Origin of the sequence: Micromonospora narathiwatensis (assembly GCF_900089605.1) — a bacterium.
In the GTDB taxonomy this organism is placed as follows: Bacteria; Actinomycetota; Actinomycetes; order Mycobacteriales; family Micromonosporaceae; genus Micromonospora; species Micromonospora narathiwatensis.
Genome location: NZ_LT594324.1, coordinates 1319385 through 1339307, shown reverse-complemented (window position 1 = coordinate 1339307; position 19923 = coordinate 1319385). Strand labels below are relative to the sequence as shown.

Sequence of the window (19923 nt, the reverse complement as noted above, 5' to 3'; positions counted from 1 at the left end):
GCCACCCCCGGGTGGCGCCGAAGCCGCCATCATGTAAGGAGTAGACATGACTCAAGCCATTACTATCCGACCGGCCGGCCCGGCCGACGCCAGCACCGTGGACACCCTGGTCCGGGAGATCGCCGCCCACGAGGGCGACGCCGTGCACGTCACCGCCACCGCCACCCGCTGGGTCGAACTGCTCGGCCGCGACGACGTCACCGTCCTGCTCGCCGAGCGGGCCGGGCAGCCACTCGGCTACGTCTCCGCGCTCCGCCGCGTGCACCTGTGGTCCGGGCGGGACATCCTCGCGCTGGACGACCTCTGGGTCCGGGCGTCCGCCCGGGACGCCGGGGTCGGGCGGGCGCTGATGCTCGCGCTGGCCCGGGTCGCGGCCGACGACGGGCTCGTCATCCGGTGGGAGGTCAAGCCGGAGAACGAGGCGGCACAGCGGTTCTACCGACGGCTCGACGCGCGCCTCTTCACCAAGGTGATCGCCGGCTGGCGTCCGGAGAGCTACCTGCCGCTGCTGGCGCCGGAGACCGACGGGGCGTCTGCGCCGGCGTAGGGATACTGGCGCGAGGGCCGACGATTCGGCCCTCGCGCTCCTTTTCCCGCCTCCCGCTCTGGCCCTTCGATTTGATCCCGGTCATCACCACCGACCGCCGCCGGATCGTCATTTCGGTCCAGCCACCCATAAGGCGAGCCGGCATCACCCAACCGGGTTCCGAGAGAGAGTTTCAGATCACCAAAGAAGTCGCCCCAATACTCTGGGTTGCGCACCAGAGGGCCGACAGATGTTCTCTTGGTCGAATACCGGCGTAACCCGATCGAGAGGACACGGACCATGCACGACCTTTCTCGTCGCGAACTGCTCAGAGCGACGGCGGCCGTGGGCGCGGGCGCGGTAGTTGGCGCAGGCGCGGTCGCTATCCCGGGCATTGCGACCGGCGGCACCCCGGGCTTCGCGGCCGACGGCTCGGGCTCCTCCGACAGCGCCAAATGCCCGCCGGCAAAGCTGACCGGCCGCATCGTCCGTCCACAGAGCCCCGACTACGCGAGCGCCAGCCTCGGCTGGGACGAACTCTTCGTTCACTATCCCCTGGTCATCGTCTTCGCCCAGGAGACCCAGGATGTGGTCAACGCCCTCACGTGGGCGCGGCAGAACGACGTCGCGCTGCGGGTACGGAGCGGTCGCCACAGCCTCGAGGGCTGGTCGAACGTGGACAACGGCATCGTGATCGACGTCAGCGAACTGAAGTCGGCCCGGATCGACACCGCCACCCGCACCGCGACAGTCGGCGCCGGGCTCAACCAGTTGGAGGCGGTGACCGCCCTGGGGAAGCAGAATCTCGCGGTAACGACTGGAACGGAGGGGAGCGTCGGCCTGTCCGGTGCGACCCTCGGCGGCGGCTTCGGCTTCCTCACCCGCTACCTCGGCATGGCCTGCGACAACCTGTTAGGGGCGGAGATTGTCGTCGCGTCGGGTACCGACGGCGCCAGGGCGATCAAGGCAGACCTGAGGAACAACCCGGACCTGCTCTGGGCGCTCCGCGGGGCGGGAAACGGCAACTTCGGGATCGTCACCTCACTCACATACAAGGTGACGCCGCTGAAGAGCGTGGCCTACCTGCAAGCCACCTGGGAGGGCCTCAACGACCTGCACGGGGTCTTCGACGCCTGGCAGCGCCGGGCTCCGTTCGCCGACAACCGCCTCGGAACCCAGCTCGAGATCCACAAATCCCAGATCCTGCTGTTCGGCGTTCTCGCCGAGGGGTCGGAGGCAGAGGCGAGGCGGCTGCTGGCCCCGATCCTGTCGGTTGGCAACCCCGAGGTCACGGTGCAGACCGGGGGCTGGGGCGACATATATGCCGGATTCCAGATACCGACCGAGAACGAGCCCGCGAACTGGAAGTTCTTCTCGCAGTTCACCACCGAACCGTTCCCGAAGGAGGCGATCAGCCTGATCCGCGCATTCATGGAGGACGCCCCCTCGGATGACAGCAACTTCTTCACCCAGGCCTTCGGCACGGGGGCCCAAACGAGCCAACCCCGCGGCGGCTCGGCGTTCCCGCATCGCAACGCACTCTTCTATTCCGAGCCGGGCGCCGGGTGGGGCACCCGCGGAAAGCCGGACAGCGGCGACGCCATCACCCCGATCGCCCAGGCCTGGATCGCCGAGTTCAGCCAGTCGCTGCGCCCCTACGTGAACGGCGCCTACGTCAACGTGCCGAACATCGGGATGGCGGAATGGGAAACCGCCTACTGGGGCGCCAACTTCGACCGGCTGCGCAAGATCAAGGCGAGGTACGACCCCCACAACGTCTTCCAGTACGAGCAGAGCATCCCACCCGCAACATGCTGACCGGCTGTTCCCTCGGGCCCGCCGGTCAGGGCACGAAGGCGCGTTGCCCTGTGCGACCACCCGCGCCGGACCAGCGGCGACGCGACCTCCCACAACGGCTTGCGGCGACAGCCACGCCGTTCGGTCCGCGAACGGCCCGCACAGTAAGGATGGGTGGTCATGGATTCAGATTCAGAGGTCGAAACTCTCAGCCCCGAGGAACAGGCAGTACAGGACAGACTTCTGCGGGCGCGCGAAAAGGTGAGCACGATCCAGATGGCGCTCAACCGCGTTGAGCATCTCTTGAATCCCGACAACCCGTACACCCCGGCCATGAACACGCCGACGGTGCGGGCACTGCTGGCTGAGGTCGGTCCCGGCGACACGGCCGAGGAACGCCGAGACGCCATGCTCAAACTTCAGGAGAAACTGACCTTGGCCACCAAGGAGTACAAGGCGGCGCTGAAGGAGGCGGAAGAGTTTTCGTCATGATCGGACGCCCGGATGACTCCTCGGGCGGATGCCGGCACCTACAGCACGCGCGCGAGCACGTCCTCCCACCTGACGGAGTCCTCGTTGGACAAGGCCACGATCCCGACGCCGTCAGGAAGCCAGCCGACCAACGATCGGTAGCCCGGGTTGTCACCGGTGTGCAGAGCCGCCGGCCTGCCGTCGAAGGTGCCGACGTAGTGACCGTATCCGTAGCCGGTGACCTCCAGCCGGCCGTCAGGAGTGCGATCCGGCTCGATGAAGGTCGAGTGCCGGGTTCGCATCAGTGCCAGCGAAGCCGGCGAGACCAGACCACCGTCCTCCACCGCCCGCGCGTACGCGACCAGGTCTTCGGCGGTCGAGCACAGGTCGCCCGACCCGATCATCGACGCCACGTCCCAGGGCTCGACGGGCTTCCCGGCGCGATGGCCGGGCGCGGCGTCCGGCGGACGGATGCCGCTCGCGGTGCGGGTGAGGCCGAGCGGTTGAAGGATTCTCTCAGCGAGCAGCTTTCCGTACGGGCTGCCCGTGGCCCGCTCCGCGACGACGCCGACAAGGATGAAGGCTGGACTGGAGTAGCGGAACTGCCTGCCCGGCTCGGATTGGAGCGGCGCACGCAGCACGAGCTCGAGCCGCTCGTCTCGGGTCGCCGGCACGAACGGGTCCATGCCGGGCACGTCCGTCCAGTGGCCGATCCCGGAGGTGTTGCTCAGGAGGTGATGCAGGGACAGGGCGTGCCACGATCGCGGCGCCTCAGGCAACCAGTGGTCCAGCGGCTCGTGCAGGTCGAGCAGGCCCTCCTCGACAAGCATCATCGTGAGCGTCGAGGCGAAGTTCTTGCTCACCGAGGCGATCTGGAACGGTGTGGTCGGCGTGCAGCCGCCGCCCGTGACGGAAGTGACCGGTCGCCCGGCCCGAGTGAGCGTGACGACTCCCGAGAACCCTTCGATTTCCGGCATGCGACCGATGTTAACGGCGCAAGACTCCGAGGAAGGCCCGCCCGGGAGGGTGGCCGGTGATGGATCGGTGGTGGATCGGTGGCGGCCGACACTCACGCCGATGACCGCCATCGGCGTGACGGCCGTCGGGCCGGTGAGGCGGGTCCACCGGGTGCGGAGCCGCCTCACCGAACCGCCGTCAGTGCCAGGCCGTGTAGAACGTACCGAGGTTCCCCACGGAGGCGCTGTTGACCGTCTCGCCGCCCCGGACCAGGTACCGGTAGCTCCACATCTTCGTCCACTTCGAGCCCGACTCGCCGCTGACGAAGGTGTTCGAGTACCGGCCGCCGGTGTCCTTACGCTCGACCCAGAAGCTGGTGCTCGAGTCCCAGTACCCCTGCGAGTTGACCCTCACCCAGACGGCGTAACAGGTGGGCGAGTAGCGCAGCTCCAGGTAGTAGCCGTTGGGGGCGACGAAGTCGTCGATGGTCTGGGCGCCGCTGCTGCACCCGGCGGACTGCGGGTCCAGGCCGTTGCACCCGGTGTCGGAGCAGGCGGCCATCGCCGGGGACCCGGTCGTGACCACGGCGCCGCCGGCCAGGGCGAATGCCGCGGCCAGCACCACGGTCATCCGGCGGAAGGTCTTCCCGTTTCGCATCTTGTGTCCTTTCCCGCTGTGAGGGCGGTGCCAGTGTCGGACCCACCCTCACCGCCGGCTCATCGCGCGCCCATCACCGGGCCGTGGACGCCTCGTGTCGCATGACGCGACCGTGACCGGCCGCTGTTCGTCAGCGCCTCCGCCCGAAGGTCAGAACCAGGTCTCCCGGGAGTCCAGGGTGGTCCGGTCCAGGCTGTCCAGCAGGTCGAACTGCGGCCCGGTCCGCGGCAGTTCGTACCGGAAGAAGTACCGGGCGGCCTGCCGCTTGCCGGCCAGGAAGTCACCGTCCGCCCCGTCGGGGACGCCCAGCGCGTCGACGGCGAGCAGTTGCTCCAGCCACATCCAGGCGATCACCACGTGCCCGACCGCCTCCAGATACAGGCTGGCGTTGGCCAGGGCCAGCTCCGGATCGCCACTCCCCCACAGCCGCCGGGTGACCACCGCGATCCGGTCGACCGCCGCGCCGAGCCGGCCGGCCAGTTCGGCCGCCTCGCCCTCAGCCTTCCAGGCCCGGGTCACCGTGGCCCGGACGGTCTCCAGCAGCAGCTCCAGCCCGGCGCCGTCGCGCATGGTGACCTTCCGGCCGAGCAGGTCCAGCGCCTGGATGCCGTGGGTGCCCTCGTGGATCGGGTTGAGCCGGTTGTCCCGCCAGTGCTGCTCGACGTCGTGGTCGCGGGTGTAGCCGTACCCGCCGTGCACCTGGATGGCCAGGTCGTTGGCGGCCAGGCACCACTGCGACGGCCAGCTCTTGGCGATCGGGGTGAGCACGTCCAGCAGCAGGTGGGCCCGGGCGCGGTCGGCCTCGGCGGGGCCGGTCTTCTCCTCGTCGAGCAGCCGGCCGCAGTAGAGGATCAGCGCGAGCGCGCCCTCCACATAGCTCTTCTGTGCCAGCAGCATCCGCCGGACGTCGGCGTGCGCCACGATCGGCACCTGCGGCGTGGTCGGGTCCCGGTCGGCGACCGGGCGGCCCTGCGGGCGCTGCCGGGCGTACGCCACGGACTTGAGGTAACCGGCGTATCCGAGGGCGGTCGCGCCGGCGCCGACGCCGATCCGCGCCTCGTTCATCAGGTGGAACATCTGGGCGAGCCCCTGGTGCGGCTCGCCCACCAGGTAGCCGACCGCCCCGGGCCGCCCGTACGGGCGGTGCACCCCCTCCCCGAAGTTGAGCAGGGTGTTGGTCGTGCCCCGGTAGCCCAGCTTGTGGTTGAGCCCGACCAGCACCACGTCGTTGCGCGGGCCGAGCGCGCCGTCGTCGTCGAGGAGCACCTTCGGCGCGATGAACAGCGAGATGCCCTTCACCCCGGGCGGGCCGCCGGGGATCCGGGCGAGGACCAGGTGCACGATGTTCTCGGCCAGCTCGTGGTCCCCGCCGGAGATCCACATCTTGGTGCCGAACAGCCGGTACGTCCCGTCGTCCTGCGGCTCGGCCCGGGTGGTGAGGTCGGCGAGCGAGCTGCCGGCCTGCGGCTCGGACAGGCACATGGTGCCGAAGAACCGTCCCTCGACCATCGGCCGGACCCAGGTGTCGATCTGCTCGGCGGTGCCGTGGGTGAGCAGCAGGTTGGCGTTGCCGAGGGTGAGGAACGGGTACGCGGCGGTGCTCACGTTGGCGGCCTGGAACCAGGCGAGGCAGGCGGCGGCGACCGTGTGCGGAAGCTGCATGCCGCCGATCGAGGAGTCCATGGTGGCGGCCAGCAGCCCGGTCTCGGCGAACCGGTCGAGGGCCGCCTTGACCTGCGGGATAGTGTGCACCCGCCGTCCGTCGAAGGTGGGCTCGGCGAGGTCGGCCGCCCGGTTGTGGGTGGCGAACCGCTCGGCGGCGACCCGGGCGGAGAGGTCCAACGCGGCGTCGAAGGTCTCCCGCGAGTGTTCGGCGTAGCGGGGTCGCTCGGTCAGCCGGGTCACGTCCAGCCAGTCATAGAGCAGGAACGCCAGGTCACGACGGGACAGCAGAGTGGACGACGACACCGGTCTCCTTCCGGCCGGACCGTCGTCGGGTCGGCGACGCGGCCCGACGACGGTCTCCCGGGGGTCATCCTGGCTGATCGGGGCGGTCGACGCACCCACCCCGACGCCACCGAGTCGGCCGGCCCCGGCCCCGCCCGTTCAGCCGGCAGCGGCACGCCGCACGGTCAGCCGACCCGGGTCAGCCGGCCCCGGCGAGCAGGCCGTCGACCAGGTCGCGGGGCAGCCCGTGGGTGTCGTGCAGCCAGCGGTAGTCGGGCTCGGTCAGCGGCCCACGGGCCCGGAGTCGGTCGACCAGCGGGCGGCCCCGCCGCAGCAGCCCACGGAAGCGCCGCTCCTCGTCCGCGAGCACCGCGCGCAGCGGCTGCGCCCCGGCCGGCTGCCGGAAGCGGCGCAGGGTGTCCGCGTACGGGTCGAGGGGCAGTTCGGTCAGGCCGCGCTCCGGGTCGTCCCGCCACAGCACGGTGAGCGCCCGCCGGACGAGCCGACGCAGCACGTACCCCCGTCCGGTGTTGCCGGGGCGTACGCCGTCACCCAGCACCACCACGGCGGAGCGCAGGTGGTCGACGACGATCCGCAGGTCCGGGCCCTCCAGCGGCCACCGGTCGCGGACGGCGTCCACCCACGGGCGCAGCCCGTCGCCCTCGAAGACCGACCGCGCGCCGCGCAGCACCATCTCCAGGCGCTCCAGCCCCATGCCGGTGTCGATGTTGGACATCGGCAACGCGGTGAGCCGGCCGTCGTCGTGCCGGTGGTAGCGCATCTGGACGTGGTTCCACACCTCCACCCACCGGTCGTCGCCGGTGGGCGTACCGGTGGGCGGGCCCTCCCCGGTCCACACGAAGATCTCGGAGTCGGGCCCGCAGGGGCCGGTCGGGCCGTTGGACCACCAGTTCTCCGCCCCGGTCGCCTCGACCGGTACGCCCAGGTCCGTCCACGTCGCCCAGGCGGTCTCGTCCGGGCCGACCTGGTCGTCGCCGCCGAAGACGGTCGCGTGCAGCCGCACCGGGTCGACACCGAAGCCCTCGGTGAGCAGCTCGTGGCCCCAGCGGACGCTGGTCGCGATGCCGTAGTCGCCGAGCGACCAGGAGCCGAGCATGTCGAACACGGTCAGGTGGGTGGCGTCGCCGACCTCGTCCAGGTCGGTGGTACGCAGGCAGCGCTGCACGTCGACCAGCCGTCGGCCGGCGGGATGGGGGCGCCCCGCCAGGTACGGGGTGAGCGGGTGCATGCCGGAGGTGGTGAACAGCACCGGGTCGCCGGGCGGTGGGATCAGGGAACTCTCCGGCGCGTCCCGGTGGCCGCGGCGGCGGTAGTGGTCGAGGAACATGTCGATGATCTGGTCGGGTGTCACGGCGTGGGGCCTTCCGGGTCGGTGCGACCGGAAAGAGTCCGCGGAGAGGATCGGAATGCGACGACGCCGGCGGACCGTTTCCGGTCGCCGGCGAGGAGTAATCGGTCAGGCTGCGGCAACCGGCGAGCGGGAAGCTCGCGCGGCCGCGGCGGTGGTGCGCCTGATCTGCATGGCCTCGACCGTACCCGGTCGGCGGTGGCGTCGCCCAGCGATATCCCGGCGGGGCGACGCCGTGGCCGCCGGACGATCGCGGTGGCCACCGGTCGTGACGGCGCGACGCCCGGGGCGGACGACCGGGGCGGCTACCGACCGCGGCGCAGGGTCCGACGCAGCTGGGCGGCGACCCGCGAGGCGGTCACCGGCACCACCGAGATCATCAGCCGACCGGAGTCGTCGAGCACCGGCGTGACCACGTACAACCGGCCGCCGCGCCGCCGGACCAGCGGCACCGTCGCCCGGACCCGGGGGGCGCGGACGGCGGCGGAGCCGGCCGCGCCGGTGGCCGTCTGCGCACCCGCCGCCCGACCCGGGTCGAAGCCGCCGACCTGCGCGGAGACCGTCCGGCGCTGCCCGGTCACGCCGCTGCCGGCGAGCAGCTCGTCGACCCGGAACCGGATCCGCAGCGTGGTGCCACGCTCGCCGCGCTCGACGGTGCTGACCTCGGCCGGAATCTCCTCGGCGCTGACGGCAAGCGGTTCCGCGCCCACCGCGGCCAGGTCGGGCAGCGGGCTGACCGCGGTGATGGTCAGCACCTTCGCGCCGCGCTCGTCGGTCTCCCAGGCCAGTGCCGTGGCGTCGAGCTTGGCGGACCAGTCGGGCACCGCGGTCACCTCGAAGCAGGAGTCCGGCAGGGCGCGCTCGGGGTCGCGGAAACCGGGGTAGGCCGCGTACCGGCGGTCGCCGTCGACGACCGTGGGTGGCACCCCCGTCCGGGCGTCCTGTCGGATCACGGCGAGGAGGTCGTCGGGCGCGCCGTCACGGGCCAGCGCCAGCCGGATCCGGGTCTCGGCGTTGAGCTGGCCGGCGATCCCGTCGGTGAGGTGCGTTCGGACGAGCCGTCCGATGCCGTCGTGGACGAGCCGCTGGGTCTCCGGGTCGAGGCGGAGGAGATCGTCCTCCAGCAGCTTGGCGATCTCGTGGTCGAAGCGTCGGGCGAGGACGGCGTCCCGCTGCTCACCGGCCGGGATCAGCTCGGCGACGAACGCGGTGGTCGCCTCCACCGTCCGCAGCCGGTCCGCGTGCCGACTCAGGTAGGTGATGTTGGTGGCGCTGTGCCGGCGGACCGCGTAGTAGTAGTCGTAGTCGGCCAGCACCGAGACGCGCCGGGCCCGGTAGCACGCCTCCAGCGTGAACGGCAGGTCACTGCCGAGCGGCAGGTCCTCCGGGTAGCGGATGCCGTACTTCTCCAGCAGCTCGCGGCGGAACAGCTTGGTGTTGGCCAGCGAGCGCGGCAGCGGCGAGTCGAACAGGTCCACGTCGGCCTGCGTACGGGCGAAGATGTCCTGGTAGATGTGCCGGCTGTTGACCCCCACCACGCGGCCCAGCACCACGTCGGACTCCCACTCGTCGGCCGCCTCCACCAGCCGGCGCAGCGCGTCCGGCCCGAGGTGGTCGTCGGCGCCGACGAAGAAGACGTACCGGCCGGTGGCCGCGTCCAGGCCCCGGTTGCACGGGCCGGCGGGGCCACCCGAGTTGGCCTGGTGGATGACGGTGACCACGCCGGGGTGGCGGGCGGCGAACCGGTCCAGCTCGGCGCCGCTCGCGTCGGTCGAACCGTCGTCGACCGCCACGACCTGGAGCCGGTCCAGGCCGATCGTCTGCTCCAGCAGGGATTTCAGGCAGCGGGTCAGGTACGGCATGGTGTTGTAGACGGGCACCACCACGCTCACGTCGGGGACGTTCACCTCGCCTGCGCCTCCACGGTCGAGTCCTCGGGGGACAGCAACCGCCGGTAGAGCGCGTCCAGCCGCTGCGCCTGCGCCTCCCAGGTCCAGCCGGGCAGCGGCGACTCCGGCCCCTCGTACGCGGCCCGGTAGCGGTCCGGCGCGGCGAGCACCGCTCGGACGGCACGCACCAGATCGGTCACGTCCCGGGCCCGGAACACCTCGCCCTGGCCGGTGGCCCGGACCGTCTGCGCCATGGTCCGCACGTCGCTGACCACGATCGGCAGCCGGGCGTGCGAGTACTCGAAGAACTTGGTGATCAGCGCGATCTCGTGGTTCGGCCAGTGGTGCAGGGGGATGAGCCCCACGTCGGCGCCACTCAGGAACGCCACCAACTGCCGGTGCGGCACGTACGGCACCACGTGCACCCGGTCGGGCACGCCGAGCCGCTCGGCCCGGGCCACCAGCCCTCGCACGTACGGGGCCGCCGGGTCGCCCACCACCATCGCCAGGTGCACGCCGGGCAGCCTGGGCAGCGCCTCGACCACGGTGTCCAGGCCGCGCTGCACCGCCATCGCGCCGCTGTAGACCAGCAGCGGGGTGTCCCGGTCGACGCCGCAGAGCCGCCGCAGGTCGGGGGCGGGCTCGCCGTCGCCGGCCGGCTCGTCGGCGGCCACCGGCGCGTTGAGCAGCACGCCCGGGCGCTCGGCCAGGTGGTGGTCGCGCTGCAACAGCTCGGCGAGCGAGTCGGAGACGGTCACCACCGCGTCCGCGTGCCCGACGTACTCCCGCACGTACCCGAGGTGGGCGGGCAGCCAGCGCGCGTTGTCCCGCCGGGGTTTGGCGCCGGGCAGCCACTCGTGCGCGTCCCACACCAGCCGCGTCGGCCGGCCGGCGGCCTGGGCGCGCAGCTTGGCGCGGGCGGCCACGCCGAGCATCCGGAAGTCGTGCGCGTGGATGAGGTCGGGCCGCAGCTCGTCGATGACCGGGCCGAAGAGCCGCTCGTAGCCCCAGAGCCCGGGCTCCAGCCGCCGCCAGGCCCGGTCGCCCTGCAGCCCGCGCCAGAGGACGACCTGGGCGTGCTCGACCGGCCGGCGGGCCAGCCGGGCGGCGCGCAGGGGCAGCCCGCCCCGGCTGACCAGCCGCCCGCGCAGCCCCCGGTTCCTCGCCGGGCCGGCGGGCGCGCCCAACGGCAGCACCCGGACGCGGGCCTCGCCGAGTCGCCAGTCGCGCTCGCGGTCGATACGGGCGCAGCCGAGCAGGGTCACGTCCCAGCCCGCGTCGGCCGCCGAGCGGGCGGCCTTCTGCACCCGGGAGTCGCCCTCGACCCCGTTGTCGACGAGCATGACCACCCGGCCGCGGATGCCTTGCCGCGACGCGGCGTCGAACTGCATGAACGATCTCTCCCATTCTTCGTCCGGGCGGTGCCCGGCGAGTGTACGGCAGATTATCGCGGCGGAGAGACGACCCGGCCGCTGCCGAAATTGTGCCGGAACTGGCGGCCGCCCGCGTGGCGACTGGCCTTCACCTGCCAGGACACCAACAATCGTCCTCCTCGGCAGACAAATGGCACCCGCTATTAACCCGGTGCACACGTTGCGCCGATTAGCGTTCTCAGGACCTCTGGAAAACCGAGCCGGTCCCGGACGGACACCACCGCCGGCCGGTTCGACGACGGCGAATACACCTCGAAATCACGTGTTAGTGAGCTGGTTTTCATGACCCGTACACCTGACGTCAGCGTGGTCATTCCCACCTGCGACCGCCCGGACCTGGTGGTCCGCGCCGTACGCAGCGCGCTGGCCCAGACCATCGACACCATCGAGGTCGTCGTCGTGCTCGACGGCGGGGACGAGGCGACCCGGGCGGCGCTGGCCGAGATGCGGGACGACCGGCTGCGGGTCGTGCCGTTGCCCGAACGCGGCGGCGCGCCGAACGCCCGCAACGTCGGTGTACGCGAGGCCCGGGCGCCGTGGACGGCCTTCCTCGACGACGACGACGAGTGGCTGCCCGAGAAGCTCGCGACGCAGTTGGCGGCGGCCCGTACGGCCCGGGCGCCGCTGCCGGTCGTGGCCAGCCGGTTGATCAACCGTACGCCCCGGGCCGAGTTCGTGCTGCCGCGCCGGCTGCCGGAGCCGGGCGAGCCGGTCAGCGAGTACCTGACCGTGCGACGGGGGCTGTTCCACGGCGACGGCTTCATCCAGACCTCGACCATCATGGCGCCCACCGAGCTGCTGCGCCGGGTGCCGTTCACCGTCGGCCTGCGCCGCCAGCAGGAGCTGGACTGGACGCTGCGGGCGGTCAGCCACCCCGACGTCGAGCTGGTGATGACCGCCGAGCCGCTGGTCGTCTGGCACCAGGACGAGGACCGGCCGCGGATCAGCCTGGAGTCGCCCTGGGAGGCGCAGTTCGAGTGGCTGCGGGCCACCCGCCCGCTGCTCACGCCCCGGGCGTACGCGGCGCTGGCGATGAGTGTGATCAGCTCGATGGCGGCCACCACCCGCAGCTTCCGGGTGTTCCGGGTGCTGCTCGCGGAGGCCCGCCGGCACGGTCGACCGAGCGTCATCGACTACGTGACCTACCTGCAGATCTGGCTGATCCCGCCGGACCTGCGGCACCGGCTGCGCGACCGGGTGCTCAACCGCCGCCGCGGCGGGCAGCCGTCGCTGCCGGACGCGCGCCGCGCCGACGCCGTACCGGGCACTCAGCGGGCCGCCCACGCCGAGCCGGTCCCGTCCGTGGTCGGGGAGCCGGACCCGGTGGCCGGCGCCGGCCGGCAGTAGGGTCACGGTCATGTCCGGGACCAGGGCGGTGATCTGGCGCAGCCACCTGCTGCCCGGATCGGAGACCTTCATCCGCGGCCAGGGCGACGCGCTGACCCGGTGGCGGCCCCACTACCTGGGTGCCGTCAAGGTGGCCTCCCCGGTCGCCCGGGACAGCGACGTCGTCGCCTTCGCGGACGATCCGCGCGGCCGGGCCGAGTTGCTGCTGCTCAAGCTCACCGGCCGGTCGGCCCGGCTGGACGCCGCGCTGGCGGGACTGCGGCCGGACCTGGTGCACGCGCACTTCGGCGGCGACGGCTGGCTGGTCAGCGGCAGCGCGCACCGGCTCGGCGTACCCCTGGTGGTGACCCTGCACGGGCAGGACGTCACCCGGCAACCGGCGCAGCCCGGGGCGCGGGGTGCCCGCACCCGGCGGCACCTGCGCCAGGCGTTCGACCGGGCGGCCCTGATCATCGCGGTGTCGGAGTTCATCCGCGACCGGGCGGTCGCCCTCGGCGCCGACCCGGCCAGGGTGCGGGTGCACCACACCGGCGTGCCGATCCCGCCCCCGGCCCCGGCGACGCCGAAGCGGTGGGACGTGATCTTCATCGGCCGGTTCGTGGCCAAGAAGGGCGTCGACGACCTGGTCGAGGCGGCGGGGATGCTGCCCGCCGGACGCCGGCCCCGGCTGCTCTTCATCGGCAGCGGGCCGTTGGAGGCGGCGGCCCGGCACCGCGCCGCCGAACTCGACCTGGACGCCACCTTCCTGGGCGCGCAGAGCCCGGAGGCGGTCCGCCGTCACCTGGCCGAATCGCGGCTCCTGGCGGCGCCGTCGCGGACCGCCCCGGACGGCGACTGCGAAGGGCTGCCCACCACCATCCTGGAGGCCGGCGCCGCCGGCCTGCCGGCCGTCGCGACCTACCACAGCGGCATCCCCGAGGCGGTACGGCACGGCGAGACCGGCCTGCTCGGCGCCGAACGCGACCGGGCCGCGCTGGCCGAGCACCTGGCCACGCTGCTCGGCGACGAGGCGCTGCGGGCCCGCCTCGGCGCGGCCGCCCGCGAGCACGTCGCCGAGCACTTCGACCTGCACCGGCAGACCGGGCGGCTGGAGGAGTTGTACGACGCCGTGCGCGCCGCGGCGGTGCCGACGACCGACGGCCGGGGCCCGGGGCGCGCGGCGGACGTGGCGTCGGTCAAGCCGTGAGGCCGGGTGGGCCGCCCGGCCCACCCGACGCGCGGCGCGGTCAGGCGCCGGCGGAGCCGACCAGGGGCGCCGGGGTCAGCCGCTCCGGTGCCTTGCCGCGCCGGTTCGGCAGCGCCAGCCGGATCACCTTCCACCAGGCGGAGGCGACCTGCTTGGGCAGCGAGCCGGTGGTGTACCGCAGCCCGTACCGGTCGAAGAGCGCCCGGACCTGCGGGGCGATCTCCCCGTAGCGGTTGCTCGGCAGGTCGGGGAAGAGGTGGTGCTCGATCTGGTGCGACAGGTTGCCGGCCATGATGTGCAGGAGCCGGCTGCCGCTGATGTTGGCCGAGCCGAGCATCTGCCGCAGGTACCACTCGCCCTTGGTCTCGCCCTCGATGGAGGTCTTCTCGAAGGTCTCCACCCCACTGGGGAAGTGCCCGCACATGATCACCGAGTGGCTCCACACGTTGCGGATCAGGTTCGCGGTGAAGGTGGCGGCCAGCGTGGTCAGGAACGACGGGCCGGACAGCAGCGGGTGCACCACGTAGTCCTTGAGCACCTGGCGGCGGATCTTGCGGCCAACCGCCCGGGCCCGGGCCCGGAACTCGGGGGTCTTGTGCCCGCCGTTGCGCAGGTTCTCGCCCAGCTCCAGGTCGTACGCGGCGATGCCGTACTCGAAGAAGCAGGCGTTGAGGAGGTTGTAGAACGGCTGGCCCAGGTGGCCCCGGCTCCACGGCTGGTCCTCGTCGACCCGCATGATGCCGTAGCCGAGGTCGTTGTCCTTGCCCAGCACGTTGGTGTACCGGTGGTGCAGCTCGTTGTGCGAGCGCTTCCACTGGTCGGCCGGGGAGACGTGGTCCCAGTCCCAGGTGGTCGAGTGGATCTTCGGATCGCGCATCCAGTCCCACTGCCCGTGCAGAACGTTGTGGCCGATCTCCATGTTGTCCAGGATCTTGGCCACCGCGAGGCCGGCAGTGCCGAGGATCCAGGCCGGCGGGAACAGTGAGAAGAGCAGCACCGCCCGGCTGCTGATCTCCAGCGTCCGCTGGGTCTTGATGACCCTGCGGATGTAGCGGGCGTCCCGCTCGCCCCGGTCGGCGATCACCCGGTCCCGGATCGCGTCCAGCTCCTTGCCGATGATCTCGATGTCCTCGGCGGTCAGGTGGGCGATCGGGTTGACGGCCTTATTCTGGATCGCGGTCATGCCGGTGGCCTCCTGTCAGAGTTCGATGTCGCAGGTACCGGCGGCCGCCGACACGCAGGTCTGGATGAGCACGCCGTCCCCGGGGACGGCGGTGGTGAGGTCGCCGTTGCGCAGGTCGCGGACCGCGCCCTGGCGCAGCGGCAGCACGCAGCCGAAGCAGATCCCCATCCGGCACCCCGACGGCATGAGCACCCCCGCGTTCTCGCCGACGTCCAGGAGCGAGGTGGCCCCGTCGGCCGTGGCGGTCACGCCGGCGTGGGTGAAGGTCACCGTGCCGCCGTCCCCCGGGGAGATCACCGTGGGCCGGAACCGTTCGGTGTGCAGCCGGTCGGCCACGCCCCGGGCCGCCCAGTGCGCCTCTACCGCGTCCAGCAGGCCGACCGGCCCGCACGCCCAGGTCCGGCGCCCCGTGTGGTCGGGCACGAGGTCGTCCAGTTCGTGGACGCCGAGCAGCCCGTCGGTCTCGGTGTGCCGCTCGACCAGCCGCAGCGCACCGCGTGCGGCGAGCGCCCGCAGCTCCGTGCCGAAGATGACGTCGTCCCGGGTGGGTGCCGAGTGCACCAGCACGACGTCGGCCCGGGCCGGCAGGCCGGCGCGGAGCATCGCCATGACCGGGGTGATGCCGCTGCCGGCGGTGAGGAAGAGGATCCGCTCGGGGGTCGCCTCGGGCAGCACGAAGTCGCCCTGCGCCTGGTCGAGCTGGACGATCGTGCCGGGCCGGACCCGGCGGACGAGGTGGTTGCTGACCTTGCCGTCCGGGATCGCCTTCACCGTGACGGCGATCCGACGCTCCGCGCCGCCGGGCACGGAGGTGAGCGAGTAGGCCCGCCACTGGCGTACCCCGTCGACGTCCACGCCGAGGCGCACGTACTGCCCGGGACGGTGACCACGCCAGCCCCGGCCGGGCTCGATGACCACGGTCGCGGCGTCCGGGGTCTCCGCGCGTACCGCGACGATCCGGCCGCGCAGGGCGGCACCGGCCCGCAGCGGCGCGACCATGTCGAGGTAGTCCTCCGGCAGCAGCGGGGTGGTGACCGTCTCGGCCAGTCGCAGCAGCCGGTGCCGGAAGGAGACCCTCGGGCGGGCGGTTGTGGTCATGTGACCAGGGTGGCTACGTGATCGCATAACATCTTGTCCGACAAAGGTGAATCAACCACAGGTTTTTGTGCGGAGAGAACAAGATGCTGGACGAGTCCGGGACGACGCGTCACGCTGGCCACCTCGAACTGGACGAACGGGTCGCAGCCCGGCTCCGTGACCGCCTCCCCGTGGTGGCCGAGCGGACGGTCAGCGCGATCACGGGCGAGGTGCCCGCCTACTCCGGCGCGCTGAAGGGCGCCATGCGGGAGAAGATCGAGAAGGCCGTCCGCATCGCCCTCGGCACGTTCCTGCAGCTCATCGAGGGGGCGCAGTCGACCGACCCGAGCACCCCGCTGACCCCCGCACTGGAGGCCGCGTACGCCCTGGGCAGCGGGGAGGCCCGCTCCGGGCGGAGCATGGACGCGCTGCTGGCCGCGTACCGGGTGGGTGCGCGGGTGGCCTGGCGGGAGGTCTCCACCACCAGCGTACGCAGCGGGCTGGCCGCCGGGACGGTGGCCGAGTTCGCCGAGCTGATGTTCGCGTACATCGACGAGCTGTCGGCGGCCAGCGTCGCCGGGCACGCGGACGAACTGGCCAGCGCGGGCCGGGCCCGACGTCGCAACCTGGAGCGCCTCGCCCAGCAACTGCTCGCCGGCGAGCCGGAGGAGATCCTGCGGCGCAGCGCCGAGCGGGCCGACTGGCCGCTGCCGCAGACGCTCACCGTCGTACTGCTGCCCCGCCGGAACCTGCGCGCGGTGCTCGCCCTGCTCAGCTCGCACACCCTGGAGAGCGGCGAGGACCTGCCCGGGATGGACCCGGTCGAGGAACTGGCCGTCCTGCTGGTGCCGGACGTGCACGGCGGCCGGCGCCGGCAGCTCACCCGGCTGCTGCCCGGGCACCGGGCGGTGCTCGGCCCGGCCCGGCCGTGGCACCGGGTCGCCGCCTCCTACCAGCGGGCCACCCGGGCGCTGGCGCTCGGCCTCGGCGAGCCGGACGCCGGCCCGGTCGACACCGAGCAGCACCTCGCCGAGCTGCTGCTCAGCATGGACCCGGAGGGGCTGGCCGACCTGCGCGCCCAGGCGCTGCGCCCGCTGGCGTCGCTGCCCCCGGCCACCGCGCACCGGCTCGCCGAGACGCTGCGGTCCTGGCTGCTGCACCAGGGCCGCCGCGACGACGTGGCGGCCGACCTGTTCGTGCACCCGCAGACCGTCCGCTACCGGATGGGCAAGCTGCGCGAGCTGTACGGCGACCGGCTGCACGACCCGGCCACCGTCCTCGACCTCATCCTCGCCCTGGCCGTACCGCCCGCCCCGCCGGAGGCCGCCACGGCGGACCCGCAGGTCACCGTCCCGCCGGCGCTCTCCCCCACCGTCCGCCCCCGGCCGGGCCAACGGGGGACGAGCCACCCGGAGGCGCGACCGTGACCGGGCTGGCCGTCGCCGACATGAACCGGCACGGCCGCCCGGAGGAACGCGGGACGCCGCCGACCGCCTACCCTCGGTCCCGATGAGCATCCCGCCGCGCCGCGCCCCGGCCGACCTGCTGGTCCACCTGCGCCGGGCCCGGGACCACATGGACCGGCACTACGCCGAGCCGCTGGACCTGGCCGCCGTCGCCACGGTGGCCGGGGTCAGCAAGTACCACTTCCAGCGGCTCTTCACCGTCACGTACGGTCTGTCCCCCGCCGCGTACCTGTCCCGCCGGCGGATCGAGCGGGCGCAGGACCTGCTGCGCGCCACCAACCTCACCGTCACCGAGATCTGCCACGCCGTCGGATACGCCAGCCTCGGTTCGTTCAGCAGCCGGTTCCGTGATCTGGTCGGGGAGACACCGAGCGAGTTCCAGCGCCGCTGGTCCGCGACCGGGGCGCCGCGGATCCCGGGATGCTTCCTGCTGATGTGGGGGCTCACCGAGCGACGCCGCTCCGCAAGCGAAGAGAAGGCGGCCTGACCAGCCATTTCCTAGCCTGGTCGCATGATTACCAACATCTCGATCATCAGCCTGCTGGTCAAGGACATCGACGCGGCCAAGGCGTTCTACCTCGACGTGCTCGGGTTCGTCGAGCAGACCGACATCACCGTCGGCGGCGGCGCCTACCGCTGGTGCACGATCACCCACCCGACCCAGCCGGAACTGCAGGTGCAACTGACCCTGCCCGGCCCGCCGTACTCGCCGGAGGTGGCGGCCACCCTGCGGCGCGCCCAGGACGAGGGCAGCCTGTTCGGCCTCGGGCTGGACGTGGACGACTGCCGCAAGACCTACGAGGAACTGCGCGCCAAGGGCGTCGAGTTCATCCAGGAGCCGGCCGAGCGGCCGTACGGGGTGGAGGCGGTCGCCCGCGACAACTCGGGCAACTGGCTGGTCCTGGTCGAGCGTCGCGGGTTCGACCCCGCCGCCATGGGTTGACCCCGACCGGCCGGCGACGCACCGCGCCGCCGTTCGGTCCGGGGCGGGCTCGCGGTGAGGTCAGGAGCCGATCCCCTGGGGATAGCTGAAGAAGTCGGTCGGGTCGTACTTCCGCTTCACCCGGACCAGCCGGTCGTAGTTCGCGCCGTAGTAGGCCCGCCGCCAGTCCTTCAACGTCGGATCCGGGAAATTCTGGTACGAGTCCCGGGGAGGCGTGTCGCCGTAGATGTCGTGGTAGAACTCGCGGAGCCAGTGCAGGTTCGCCGTGGCGACGCAGGGCGGGTCATAGTCCGCCCAGGAGGTCTCGGCAGCGAGGATGAACACACCGTTCCGGTGCACGAACGCCGTCGCGCCCGACGGCACCTGGTTGATCTCGCCGCCGAGGGCGAACATCGCGAACCCGGCCCCGTCCGGGTTGTCGCTGCCCGGCCAGTCCAGCAGCCGCTCGGCGGCGGCACCGACCTGCTCGTCGGTCAGGAGCGTCCGGGAGTGCAGAACCGCCGACTTGGCGGCGAACTTCTCCACCGGGGTGGTGGCGCTCAACAGCACGCTCGCCTGCCCCGGAGTGACCTCACGGACGGACGCGCTGTTGCCGGCGCGCTCCTCGGCCGTGCCGATGGCGAGCAGCGGAGCCAGGATGGCGAGCAGCCCGTCGAGGGGGCCGTAGTACTGGCCGATGGCGTTGACGTTGGCGTTGGCGTGGATCTGGTCCCGGGTGGTCCCGTGGGTTCCGATACCGACGCGGAGGTGGAACCGCTTGTCGTGCAGGGTGTTCACGGCGATCCGCTGCGCGGTGGCGAGCACCGGCAGGACGGAGTCCAGACTCCAGCGCAACTGGTAGAAGCCGACGTTGCCCTGGAACTGCTCGTACTGGAACGTGAAGGAGGTGTGGACACCGAAGTTGTTCCCCGCGCCGCCACGGCAGCCCCAGAACAGGTCGGGATGCGCGTCCTGACTGGCCTCCACCACGCGGCCGTCGGCGAGCACCACGGTCGTCGAGACCAGCCGGTCGCAGGTCAGGCCGAACATCTTGTCGCTGAAGCCGATGCCACCGCCGAGCACCAGCCCGGCCACCCCGACCGTGGGGCAGCGGCCGGTCGGCACGAACCTGCCCAGGTCCTCCAGCAACGGGTGCAGGTCGGCGTTGGTGACCCCGGCTCCCACGGTGACGGTACCCGCGCCATGGGTGACCTTGATCGGTCCGTAGCTCCGGGTCCGGGAGCGGGCGCCCGGCAGCGGGGCGGAGACGATCCTCTTCATCCGAGCCATGTTGAGCAGCAGGCCGGTGGTGGCGGAGTAGCCGGCGTAGTTGTGGCCCAGCCCGGAGCGGGGTACGGCGGGCAACCCCACCGAGCGGGCCCAGCGGATCGCCTCCCGGGCGTCCCCGGTGGTGGCGCAGGCCACGATTCCGGCAGGACGGATCCCGGCGTACCGATGGTTGAACGGAAGCGCCAGCGGCGGGTAGCCGGAGTCCACCGGCAGGTAGAGGGTGGAACGCGGCGACAGTGCGTCAGCCAGCCGCGCCCAGTCCCGCCGGCTGACCCGCTCCACCGCCTCGGCCGGCGGCGCGGCGGCGGCGGGCGGTGACAGCAGGCCCACCATCCCGGTACCCAGGGCCCCCACGGTGCCGGCCCGCAGTACGCCACGCCTGTTGATCATCGCAGTGCCTCCCACC

16 protein-coding genes and 1 pseudogene are annotated in these 19923 nt (G+C 72.3%); 8 read left to right on the top strand and 9 right to left on the bottom strand.

What is annotated here, in order from left to right:
- Positions 1-46 precede the first annotated feature (46 nt).
- The 3 genes from GA0070621_RS05920 to GA0070621_RS05910 all read left to right on the top strand — a co-directional run bounded on the left by GA0070621_RS05920 (position 47) and on the right by GA0070621_RS05910 (position 2815).
- Positions 47-547 (top strand): GNAT family N-acetyltransferase, encoded by a 501-nt coding sequence (locus tag GA0070621_RS05920; RefSeq protein ID WP_091192194.1) that lies wholly within the window; start codon positions 47-49, stop codon positions 545-547.
- Between the two features lie 279 nt (positions 548-826).
- On the top strand, positions 827-2344 hold the full coding sequence (locus GA0070621_RS05915; RefSeq protein WP_091192193.1) for an FAD-binding oxidoreductase: 1518 nt from the start codon (positions 827-829) through the stop codon (positions 2342-2344).
- Between the two features lie 159 nt (positions 2345-2503).
- Entirely contained in the window at positions 2504-2815 is a 312-nt protein-coding gene (locus tag GA0070621_RS05910) for a hypothetical protein (protein WP_157739868.1), read from the top strand.
- Positions 2816-2853: 38 nt separating this feature from the next.
- Here the strand turns inward: GA0070621_RS05910 and GA0070621_RS05905 are convergent, their stop codons facing one another.
- The 6 genes from GA0070621_RS05905 to GA0070621_RS05880 all read right to left on the bottom strand — a co-directional run bounded on the left by GA0070621_RS05905 (position 2854) and on the right by GA0070621_RS05880 (position 11004).
- Positions 2854-3771: a serine hydrolase domain-containing protein gene (locus GA0070621_RS05905; RefSeq protein ID WP_157739867.1), complete on the bottom strand. Its 918-nt coding sequence runs from the start codon at positions 3769-3771 to the stop codon at positions 2854-2856.
- Between the two features lie 178 nt (positions 3772-3949).
- Complete coding sequence (locus GA0070621_RS05900; protein WP_091192188.1) at positions 3950-4408, bottom strand: DUF2690 domain-containing protein; 459 nt, start codon at positions 4406-4408, stop codon at positions 3950-3952.
- 150 nt (positions 4409-4558) lie between these two features.
- Entirely contained in the window at positions 4559-6376 is a 1818-nt protein-coding gene (locus GA0070621_RS05895) for an acyl-CoA dehydrogenase (protein ID WP_091192187.1), read from the bottom strand.
- Between the two features lie 178 nt (positions 6377-6554).
- The gene (locus GA0070621_RS05890; protein WP_091192185.1) at positions 6555-7727 is read right to left on the bottom strand and encodes an alanine--tRNA ligase-related protein; all 1173 of its coding nucleotides are present in this window, start codon (positions 7725-7727) and stop codon (positions 6555-6557) included.
- A gap of 302 nt (positions 7728-8029) precedes the next feature.
- Entirely contained in the window at positions 8030-9631 is a 1602-nt protein-coding gene (locus tag GA0070621_RS05885; RefSeq protein WP_091192183.1) for a glycosyltransferase family 2 protein, read from the bottom strand.
- Positions 9628-11004, bottom strand: a complete 1377-nt coding sequence (locus GA0070621_RS05880) for a glycosyltransferase (protein WP_167666641.1) — start codon at positions 11002-11004, stop codon at positions 9628-9630. Before GA0070621_RS05880 ends, GA0070621_RS05885 begins: the two co-directional genes overlap by 4 nt.
- A gap of 324 nt (positions 11005-11328) precedes the next feature.
- Here GA0070621_RS05880 and GA0070621_RS05875 point away from each other — a divergent pair, with 324 nt between their 5' ends.
- On the top strand, positions 11329-12393 hold the full coding sequence (locus tag GA0070621_RS05875) for a glycosyltransferase family 2 protein (RefSeq protein WP_091192182.1): 1065 nt from the start codon (positions 11329-11331) through the stop codon (positions 12391-12393).
- Between the two features lie 10 nt (positions 12394-12403).
- Positions 12404-13579, top strand: a complete 1176-nt coding sequence (locus GA0070621_RS05870) for a glycosyltransferase (protein ID WP_091192180.1) — start codon at positions 12404-12406, stop codon at positions 13577-13579.
- Positions 13580-13619: 40 nt separating this feature from the next.
- Here GA0070621_RS05870 and GA0070621_RS05865 read toward each other — a convergent pair whose 3' ends face one another.
- Both GA0070621_RS05865 and GA0070621_RS05860 read right to left on the bottom strand, forming a co-directional pair.
- Positions 13620-14762, bottom strand: a complete 1143-nt coding sequence (locus GA0070621_RS05865; protein ID WP_091192179.1) for a fatty acid desaturase family protein — start codon at positions 14760-14762, stop codon at positions 13620-13622.
- 15 nt (positions 14763-14777) lie between these two features.
- The gene (locus GA0070621_RS05860; protein WP_091192177.1) at positions 14778-15860 is read right to left on the bottom strand and encodes a ferredoxin reductase; all 1083 of its coding nucleotides are present in this window, start codon (positions 15858-15860) and stop codon (positions 14778-14780) included.
- 83 nt (positions 15861-15943) lie between these two features.
- Here GA0070621_RS05860 and GA0070621_RS05855 point away from each other — a divergent pair.
- From GA0070621_RS05855 to GA0070621_RS05845, 3 genes and pseudogenes are all read left to right on the top strand, one after another.
- Positions 15944-17164, top strand: a pseudogene (locus GA0070621_RS05855) (PucR family transcriptional regulator); the annotation flags it as partial.
- Between the two features lie 184 nt (positions 17165-17348).
- Positions 17349-17792, top strand: a complete 444-nt coding sequence (locus GA0070621_RS05850; protein WP_167666640.1) for a helix-turn-helix domain-containing protein — start codon at positions 17349-17351, stop codon at positions 17790-17792.
- Positions 17793-17816: 24 nt separating this feature from the next.
- Positions 17817-18248: a VOC family protein gene (locus GA0070621_RS05845; RefSeq protein ID WP_091192173.1), complete on the top strand. Its 432-nt coding sequence runs from the start codon at positions 17817-17819 to the stop codon at positions 18246-18248.
- Between the two features lie 60 nt (positions 18249-18308).
- Here the strand turns inward: GA0070621_RS05845 and GA0070621_RS05840 are convergent, their stop codons facing one another.
- Positions 18309-19907, bottom strand: coding sequence for an FAD-dependent oxidoreductase (locus GA0070621_RS05840; protein ID WP_091202059.1), 1599 nt, complete (start codon positions 19905-19907; stop codon positions 18309-18311).
- Positions 19908-19923: the final 16 nt, after the last annotated feature.